Source organism: Citrobacter sp. wls615, from assembly GCF_005281355.1.
GTDB classification, from domain to species: Bacteria; Pseudomonadota; Gammaproteobacteria; order Enterobacterales; family Enterobacteriaceae; genus Citrobacter; species Citrobacter werkmanii.
Genome location: NZ_SZXM01000063.1, coordinates 21,964 through 31,042, shown reverse-complemented (window position 1 = coordinate 31,042; position 9,079 = coordinate 21,964). Strand labels below are relative to the sequence as shown.

General features: G+C 50.1%; 8 protein-coding genes. 5 read left to right on the top strand and 3 right to left on the bottom strand.

Features of this window, described 5'->3' with window-relative positions:
- Positions 1–41: 41 nt before the first annotated feature.
- A complete protein-coding gene (ypdK, locus tag FDX04_RS17645; RefSeq protein WP_010723117.1) occupies positions 42–113 on the bottom strand; it encodes a membrane protein YpdK in 72 nt (23 codons plus the stop codon).
- Between the two features lie 342 nt (positions 114–455).
- Here ypdK and FDX04_RS17640 point away from each other — a divergent pair, with 342 nt between their 5' ends.
- The gene (locus FDX04_RS17640) at positions 456–1,070 is read left to right on the top strand and encodes a lysozyme inhibitor LprI family protein (protein ID WP_137350009.1); all 615 of its coding nucleotides are present in this window, start codon (positions 456–458) and stop codon (positions 1,068–1,070) included.
- 41 nt (positions 1,071–1,111) lie between these two features.
- Here FDX04_RS17640 and lpxP read toward each other — a convergent pair whose 3' ends face one another.
- A complete protein-coding gene (gene lpxP / locus FDX04_RS17635; RefSeq protein WP_137360985.1) occupies positions 1,112–2,032 on the bottom strand; it encodes a kdo(2)-lipid IV(A) palmitoleoyltransferase in 921 nt (306 codons plus the stop codon).
- A gap of 439 nt (positions 2,033–2,471) precedes the next feature.
- Here lpxP and FDX04_RS17630 point away from each other — a divergent pair, with 439 nt between their 5' ends.
- The gene (locus tag FDX04_RS17630) at positions 2,472–2,714 is read left to right on the top strand and encodes a DUF2545 family protein (protein ID WP_042306990.1); all 243 of its coding nucleotides are present in this window, start codon (positions 2,472–2,474) and stop codon (positions 2,712–2,714) included.
- 105 nt (positions 2,715–2,819) lie between these two features.
- Here the strand turns inward: FDX04_RS17630 and pgtP are convergent, their stop codons facing one another.
- Positions 2,820–4,211 (bottom strand): phosphoglycerate transporter PgtP, encoded by a 1,392-nt coding sequence (pgtP, locus tag FDX04_RS17625; protein ID WP_137371287.1) that lies wholly within the window; start codon positions 4,209–4,211, stop codon positions 2,820–2,822.
- A gap of 421 nt (positions 4,212–4,632) precedes the next feature.
- Here pgtP and pgtC point away from each other — a divergent pair, with 421 nt between their 5' ends.
- From pgtC to pgtA, 3 genes are read left to right on the top strand one after another with little or no spacing between them, the layout of a single operon-like run.
- Positions 4,633–5,826 (top strand): phosphoglycerate transport regulator PgtC, encoded by a 1,194-nt coding sequence (gene pgtC, locus FDX04_RS17620; RefSeq protein ID WP_371415445.1) that lies wholly within the window; start codon positions 4,633–4,635, stop codon positions 5,824–5,826.
- 11 nt (positions 5,827–5,837) lie between these two features.
- On the top strand, positions 5,838–7,829 hold the full coding sequence (gene pgtB / locus FDX04_RS17615) for a two-component system sensor histidine kinase PgtB (RefSeq protein ID WP_170972933.1): 1,992 nt from the start codon (positions 5,838–5,840) through the stop codon (positions 7,827–7,829).
- Positions 7,819–9,066: a two-component system response regulator PgtA gene (pgtA, locus tag FDX04_RS17610; protein WP_137360981.1), complete on the top strand. Its 1,248-nt coding sequence runs from the start codon at positions 7,819–7,821 to the stop codon at positions 9,064–9,066. The genes pgtB and pgtA overlap by 11 nt, the downstream gene beginning before the upstream one ends.
- The last annotated feature ends 13 nt before the right edge of the window (positions 9,067–9,079 follow it).

The window sequence follows — 9,079 nt, the reverse complement described above, 5'->3', positions numbered from 1 at the left end:
CTCCGGCTATGCCGGAGGATATTTATTGCTGCGTCTTTTATTTAGATCATCAGGGCGAACGTACCGGCCCAAACGATGACCATAAAAGAAATGCCCATAAAGAAATATTTCACTTTTCATCTCTCCGCGTACCTGGGTACGTCTGAATGAACATATGCTTACCTGACAGAGAGCTGATGCACGCGCAAACGAAATGGAGAATATCCCTCGTTTGCCTGGCTGCATCACCTCAGAATTCTGAGCTTTAGTGCTCCAGACGGCGCTAATGTACGCCTAAAAATGAGGTGAGACAAGAGGCATTTTTCTATTTAATTTTAATAACTTACAAGTGTCGTGATTCGGCGACAGTTTAATTTCTGCCGGTAATAAATTGCTATTGAGCGACGTAATGATTAGTCGGATAATTCTCATATCACCATAATATGAATACGGTTAATTTTTCGCGGAATTCAATAATGAAAAGGTTAAAAATGACCAGATTAATGATGTTAGCACTCGTTCTTACGCCAGTGGCGTCGATGGCGGCCTCTCCGTTGGCGTTTAATTTCAGCTGCGCAAGTATTGGTGGTGTGAATAGTGATGGTAAAGGCAACGTTTGGATTGATGGCTCAAAGGCAACCGTAAAGAGCTTCAATGACAACTACTGGGAAGCCAAAAGCGGGAAAAATACGCTTTCCATCTCCCGTAAAGATGACGGCAACCCGGAAGTTTCATGGACAGGACCTAATCGTAAGCACGGAATTTGTCAGCCTGAAGACAATATTGACTACGCTCCGGGGGAAAAATCGACCTACAGCGGTCCTTCTTTCTCTTGCTCAGCGGTGGCAAAGGGAAGTATTGAAGAGGTTATTTGCCAGAGTCCATCACTCTCCGCGCTGGATGTTAAGTTGAACGGGGTCTACAAACAGGCGTTGGTTAAATCGAAAAATAACCCAACGCTGAAAGCTGAGCAGCGCGGCTGGGTTAAAGGACGAAACGAGTGCTGGAAAGAGCAGGATAAACCAGCCTGTATTGCTCGTAACTACAATGAGCGCATGGCTGAACTACAGAACGAGTGGGGCGTTAAGTAATTCAGCCACAGACAAAAAGAAAGGCCGTAAGGCCTTTCTTTTTAGATATATAACGAGGCTTCACCCATGGGGCGGGTTTTGAAGCGACGGTGGATCCAGAGATACTGCTCGGGCGCGCGCATGATCTCTTTTTCGATAATTTTATTCATATAAGCCGCAGCCTGGCTTTCATCTGCCGGGTAACCTTCCATTTGTGGTGTGATAAACAGGCGGTAACCTGAGTTATCTGCTTTTCTCACCATGGTTACGGTCAGCATCGCTGCGCCTGATAGTCGTGACAGCACGTAAGTACCATTGGTGGTTGCCACGTTTTTGACAGCGAAGAAGGGCGCGAACGAGCTTCCTTTACGGCCGTAGTCCTGATCGGGAGCAAACCATACCGCTTCCCCTTTTTTCAGGGCGCCGACAATGCCACGCAGATTATTTCTGCCGATCATGGCTTTGTTGGAACGCATACGACCGCGGGTTTGGATCCACTCCATCAACTTATTGTTGTGCGGGCGATAGGTTGCCATCATCGGCTGGCAAAGCCCCATTACGCGGCCACCTAATTCGAGCGACATAAAATGTACGCCAACAACCATCACGCCACGGCCTTCAATCTGGGCGCGTTTCAGGTTGTCTAACCCTTCTACATCAAACCATTTGCGAACCCGGTGATCCGGCCAGAACCAGGCCATGCCTGTTTCAAGCAGTCCCATACCGAGTGAACGGAAGTTCTCATCGACCAGTTTGTCTCTTTCTTCCTGCGACAGATTGGGGAAACAGAGTTCGAGGTTTTTACGTGCAATAGATTCACGGCGCTTTAAAAATGGGCGAGCCAGTGTTCCTGTACGGGTACCAAGAAAACATAATACGGGATAGGGAAGTTGTACCAGTAACCAGAGCACACCGACGCCAAACCACGTGAGCCAATAGCGCGGATGCAAAAACGCGCGTGAAAATTTACATTGGGGAAACATAAGCACCTGTTGTTGATACGAAATAGATGTATCGCGAAGACGCTGGGTCTGGCGCGTTACACTCTGCACAGATCGTTAGGCCGCCATAAACGACATTGGTTCCTGCAAAGAGTGTAAAACTGAGTCAGGACAAAACCACGAGGGGCATGAATGATCGGACGCACAATGTACACCCGAAGATTAATGTCAGCCAGAAATAATTACTCAAGTTTCGTAAATATTTTTGGGGCGATTAAGAACAAAAAAAGCCTATATATAATTCATTGTTTTTATGATGAATAAATAAACTCCAGGTGAATATCTAAATAGTAAGCAGATGAGTGATTTTTGTAACGTAAATGTTGCTTAAATTGCGAACTAATGGGAATTGTCTTAGAATATAAAATCAAGGGAGTGTAAGGACTTACGTAAAGTTTTACGGCAAACAGGAGGTATCGCAATGCTCTATTTTTGGATCTTTCTCGCATTGAGCATTCTGAGCGTCAGTTGCTACATCTGGCAGGTAATGGGCGCGGCGGCGTCAATAAGCGCTTTTATCGGCATGGGCATACTCACGGCTTTAATTTACGTTTTCACTATGCGGTTGACTAATGGTAACGAAATGGTAACCGGATTATTCCTTTTTCTTGCCCCGACATGCGGTTTGATCATTCGCTTTATGGTGGGGGACGGCAGGCAATAATCTGGCACGTTACGATTGGAAATGAATTATCACGGTTAGAGATTTATTTAGCTGAGCGTAGGGAAGTGCCAGCAGCGCTGGCACTTTTTGCGAGACTGGAATCGATTAACGGGCGTCAGCCAACTGGAGTGATGCTTCTTCTTGCTGAGCATTTTTCCGCTGTTGCTCAAGTTCCAGCGCCCCGCGATGAGAGAGGTAGCAGAACAGGATGCAACAGACAATTCCCCCCATCAGCAGATAGAAACCGCCATGCCATCCCATTTTGTCGACCATTACGCCAAACAGGCTGGTACCCAATGATGCGCCAAAAATGTAGCTTATAAATCCGCGTAATCCTACTGCGGAACCCACTGCGAAGCTGGGTACGATTTCCATGGTCTGAACGGAGGCCAGGAACTGAGGAACATAAATCAGGCAGCCAACGATGGCGGCAAAAATAGTCACCATCAACAGCGATTCGCTTTTCCAGTAGCCGATCAGACAGACGAAAATCAGTGCCATACAAATCATTGCCAATGGCATGCGGCGGCCTTTAAACAGTTTATCGGTAAGCCAACCCGCCAGTAATGTGGAAGGAATTGCCGCCCATTCGAAAAACAAAAACGCGACGCTCATTTCCTCTTTCGAGAAATGTTTTTCGGTTAACAGATAAATTGGCAACCAGCTAATCATGCCAAAACGCACCATATAGACAAAGACATCTACCAGTGAAACATACCAGGCATTTTTATTACGCAGGACATAGGTGCAGAAAATCTGGAAGGCGCTCATATTTTCTGGCGCCTGGACAGCGTGTTGGGTATTTAATACAACTTTCTCTTCCGGCATCATTTGTTCCAGAGCCGGTAAACCTTCCTGGCGTGGTGAGCCTTTCCCCAGCATCAGCACGATAACTGCAAACAGTACGGCAACGCCGGCCGGAACAATATAGCTGGCGCTTTGCCAGTGTTCACTTCCCAAAATGGCAAAGGCGGCACCAACGATCGGGGCAACAATACCACCACCGACATTATGTGAGATATTCCAGAACGCGCCAACGCGTCCACGTTCTTTACGCGGGAACCAGTTGGCAATAGTAATAAATGAAGGGCCGACGCCCATCCCCTGGAACAAGCCATTGAAGACAACCAGCGCGGCAAAAATCCAGAATCCGGTACTGAATCCTAAACCCACGTTTACGATAGCGCACAGAATTAAACCGCATGCCATAAAGACTTTGGGGCTGGCTTTGTCTGCCAGGCTGCTCATAATGCCTTTACTGATCCCATAGGCGATAAGCATACAACTACTGAGTAAACCGATCTGCGTGGCGCTGAGATCCAGATGTTCCTTCAGATAAGGCGTTGAGAGCGTGAAGTTATTGCGCACAATATAGTACGCAAGATAGCCCAGGAATACGCTGAGTAATGCCTGAATGCGGTAGCGACCATAAGTTTCCTGGACTTTCTCCGCCGGGACTTTATTTGCCGCTGGCCCTGCCTTAAATATTGATAACATATCATCACCTAAATTTATATTGATGTGAATATCAGGAGTTTTCGTGGTGCAGAGTGAAATAGGCAGGAGATAAACTCAAGTCGATGAAATGTGTCACTATTGACTCATTTTATCGATGGCGCGGCAGATTTTGACTCTTTTTAAATAATGGCATTTTATTTCTGTTCTTTTGCGCGAGGTTTTATTGCTGGCATGTGCGGATATTAACAAATTCAGACTGTGTTTTCGGGTATTCTTTGTTGATGTGGTCACTTTCCGTATGGTTATTTTGCGAATAACCTTATTCTTCTCTCCTGTCGTGATAAACGGGTAAGTTTTGTCTCAATATTATTTTTTGCACATGTTGGTATTTATGAACGGGATCACAAACAGACTTTTCTGTTGGCGGCGTTTTTGGGCAATCTCGCTCTGTTTCATGTCGCTGTCGGCGAGTAGCCAGGCTTTGGGTAAAGAGCTGGTGATGGCCACAACCTTTTCCCCCGGAGCCACGGCCTGGATTATCCAGCGCTGGCAGACGCAGCCGGGGTCGGTGATGATTCGCACATTAAACCGGACCAGCAGCTCGCTGGAACAACTGCTTGATACCGCGAATGCGGAAAATGTTGATCTCATTTTGACCTCATCGCCCATGCTGTTACAGCATCTTCAGGAGCATCAGAAGCTGGCGCCCTTTGAAAATGCGCTGCCGGAAAGCCAGAGGCTGGTGCCTGAGTCTATTCGCTCGACCTCCGTGGCCGTGGCGATATCCGGTTTTGGCCTGCTAATTAACCGTTCTGCGCTGGCGGCGCGACACCTTTCACCTCCTGCTGACTGGGCGGATTTAACGCAGCCTAAATACCAGAATGCGTTGTTGATGAGTAGTCCGTCTCGTTCCGATACCAACCATCTGATGGTTGAGTCGCTGTTGCAGCAAAAAGGATGGGAAGAGGGCTGGGTGACGCTATTAGCGAGCGCCGGTAATCTGGTGACGATTTCATCACGCAGTTTTGGCGTCGCCGACAAAATTAAGAGCGGTCTTGGCGTTGCCGGGCCGGTCATTGATAACTATGCCAACCTGTTGCTCAACGATCCGCATCTGGCCTTTAGCTATTTTCCACGCTCGGCAGTGTCGCCAACCTATGTTGCCGTGCTCAAGAACAGCCAGCACGCCAGTGAAGCGCGTCGTTTTATCCGCTACTTATTAAGTCCGGAAGGACAGCGGATCCTTGCGGATGCGAATACGGGAAAATATCCGGTTACCCAGCTCGCGTCAGATAACCCACGGGCCGCTCAACAGGCGATGTTGATGAACCAGCCTGCGCTTAATTATCGGCTGATCCTTAAGCGGCAGCGGCTGGTGCAGCGGATGTTTGATACCGCCATCAGTTTTCGTCTGGCACAGCTGAAAGATGCCTGGCGGGCGCTATACAGTGCGGAAGCGCGCCTGAAACGCCCGTTACCCGAAATCAGAGCCTTACTGACCAGCGTCCCGATAGATGCCAGGCGTAGTGAAGATGAGGCCTGGCTTGCTCAGTTCGATAACAAAAGCTTTGCCGAACAGCAGATGATGGAGTGGCAGCTTTGGTTTCTTAAAAATCAACGTCAGGCGATAGCAAAACTGGAAGAATTAAAATGAAAGGTGGATCGATACTGCAACGCCTGCGGCAGCTCAACATTAGCAGCAGCCTGCGGGGAGCCTTTCTGACGGGCGCATTACTGACGTTGAGCGTAAGCTGCGTCAGTTTGTACTCATGGCACGAGCAGAGCTCGCAGATACGCTATTCGCTTGATGATTACTTCCCGCGCGTGCATTCCGCTTTTTTGATTGAAGGCAATCTTAACCTGGTTGTGGACCAGCTTAATGAATTCCTGCTGGCCCCCAATACGACGGTGAGGCTGCAACTGCGCAATCAGATAATCTCGCATCTGGATAAAATCGAGGCACTGAGCCGGGGGCTACAACCCGCAGAACAACAGCAACTGGCGGTGATTTTGCAGGACAGCCGGGCGCTGATGGCGGAACTGGATCGGGTGCTCTACAACATGTTCCTCGTGCGTGAAAAAGTGAGTGAACTCTCCGCACGCATCGACTGGCTACATGATGATTTTAACACTGAGCTGAATTCACTGGTGCAGGATTTTACCTGGCAGCAGGGGACGTTATTGGATCAAATCGAGGCAAAAAGTGGCGATGCGGCGCTGTATCTCAAACGTGCCAGAGAGGTGCAAAACGAGCAGCAGCAGGTTTACACCCTGGCAAGAATTGAAAATCAGATCGTCGATGATTTACGCGACAGGCTTAATGAACTGAAGTCGGGCAGCGACGACGGGATGCTGGTGGAGAACCATATCCGCTACCTGGAAAATCTGAAGAAAACCGCCGATGAAAATATCCGTACCCTCGATGACTGGCCCAGTACCATCACCCTGCGGCAAACCATTGATGAGCTGCTGGAAATCGGGATGATGAAAAATAAAATGCCCGACACGATGCGCGATTATGTCGCTGCGCAAAAGGCGCTCATTGATGCCAACCATGCCAGAGAGGCAACGCTCGGGCGCTTTCGAACGCTGCTTGAAGCGCAACTGGGAAGTAGTCATCAGCAAATGCAGATGTTTAACCAGCGGCTGGAACAAATTGTTCGCGTCAGTGGCGGACTTATTCTGTTGGCGACGCTGCTGGCGCTCCTTCTCGCCTGGGGACTTAACCACTACTTCATTCGTTCCCGACTGGTGAAGCGTTTTACCGCGCTCAACCAGGCCGTGGTGCAAATTGGTCTTGGCCGAACGGATGCCACGATCCCGGTTTATGGGCGCGATGAATTGGGGCGTATCGCGGGCTTGCTGCGCCATACCCTGGGCCAGTTGAATGCGCAAAAAAATCAGCTGGAGCAGGAGGTGGCAGAGCGTAAGGAGATTGAGTCCGATCTCCGGGCTATGCAGGATGAGCTGATCCAGACGGCTAAACTGGCGGTGGTTGGCCAGACCATGACCACTCTGGCGCACGAAATTAATCAACCGCTGAATGCGCTGTCGATGTACCTGTTTACGGCGGGAAAGGCAATTGAGCAGGGGCAATCCGCTCAGGCCAGAAGCACGTTAACCAAAGCAGAGGGGCTGATTACCCGCATCGATGCCATTATCCGTTCACTGCGTCAGTTTGCGCGCCGAGCGGAGCCGGGCGCGCCTTTACATCCGGTCGATCTACGACAAACGTTTACTGCTGCCTGGGAACTGCTGGCTATGCGCCATAAGCAGCAGGGCACGCTGACGCTGCCTGCTCAAAGCGTGTGGGTGGCAGGTGATGAAGTGCGTATTCAGCAGGTACTGGTAAACATACTGGCAAATGCGCTGGATGCCTGTCCGGCTGCCGCGAAAATAGAGGTTCACTGGCAGATCGAGGGCCGCCGATTGTGCGTCTTAGTCTGTGATAACGGCCCCGGCTGGCCAGGCGCGTTGTTGCCATCACTATTAAAGCCGTTTACCACCAGTAAGGATGTGGGTCTCGGTATTGGTTTATCGATTTGTGTATCGTTAATGACGCAAATGAACGGCGAGCTGCGCCTGGCCTCGACGCCGGGGCGGAATGCCTGCGTCGTGCTGGAATTTAATCTGACGGATGTAAACGATGTTGTGTGATGAATATGCTGTTTTGCTGATTGATGACGATGCTGATGTTCTCGACGCTTACACGCTGTTGCTTGAACAAGAGGGTTATCGTGTATACGCATGCAGTAACCCTTTTGACGCCCGAAATTGGCTCCAGGCCGACTGGCCGGGGATTGTCCTGAGCGACGTGTGTATGCCTGGCTGCAATGGAATCGATCTAATGACATTGTTTCATCAGGATGATAATCAGCTGCCGATCCTGTTGATCACCGGGCATGGCGACGTCCCGATGGCCGTGGAAGCGGTGAAGAAAGGGGCATGGGATTTTCTGCAAAAACCGGTCGACCCCGGCAAACTGCTGTTGTTGGTAGAAGATGCGTTGCGTCAGCGAAAATCCGTGATTGCGCGTCGCCACTATTGTCAGCAAAAGCTGCAGGTTGAGCTGATCGGTTACAGTGACTGGGTCAATCAGTACCGTCAGCGTCTGCAGCAACTGGCGGAAACGGATATCGCCGTCTGGTTTTATGGTGAGGCGGGAACGGGGCGTATGACGGGAGCCCGTTATTTGCATCAGCTCGGGCGCAGCACCGAGGGACCGTTTATCCGCGGTGAGCTGACGCCCGTGAATGCGGGACAACTCAATGATCTTATTGCCCAGGCGCAAGGCGGTACGCTGGTCCTGAGCCATATTGAATGCCTGACGCGCGAACAGCAGCACCAACTGGTGCACCTGCAAAGCCAGGAGAGGCGTCCGTTTCGCTTGATCGGTATTGGCGCCACATCGCTGGTGGAACTGGCGGCAACTAACCAAATTGTGGCCGAACTCTATTACTGTTTCGCGATGACGCAAATCGCTTGTCAGTCGTTGTCGCAGCGTCCCGATGATATTGAGCCATTGTTTCGCCATTATCTGCAGAAAGCCTGTCTGCGCCTGAATCATCCTGTACCTGACGTTGAAGGGGAACTCCTGAAAGGCATGCGGCGCCGCGTGTGGCTAAGTAATGTTCGGGAACTGGCGAACGCCGCTGAGCTTTTTGCCGTTGGGCTACTTCCGCTGGCTGAAACCGCAAATCCGCAGCTGCATATGCCTGAACCGACGCCGCTCGATCGCCGGGTGGAGGAGTACGAGCGGCAGATTATTACCGAGGCGTTAAATATTCATCAGGGGCGCATTAATGAAGTGGCGGAGTATTTACAAATCCCGCGTAAAAAACTGTATTTACGCATGAGAAAATACGGGCTGAGCAAAGAACATTATAAGTTTTAGCTGACAGGATTGG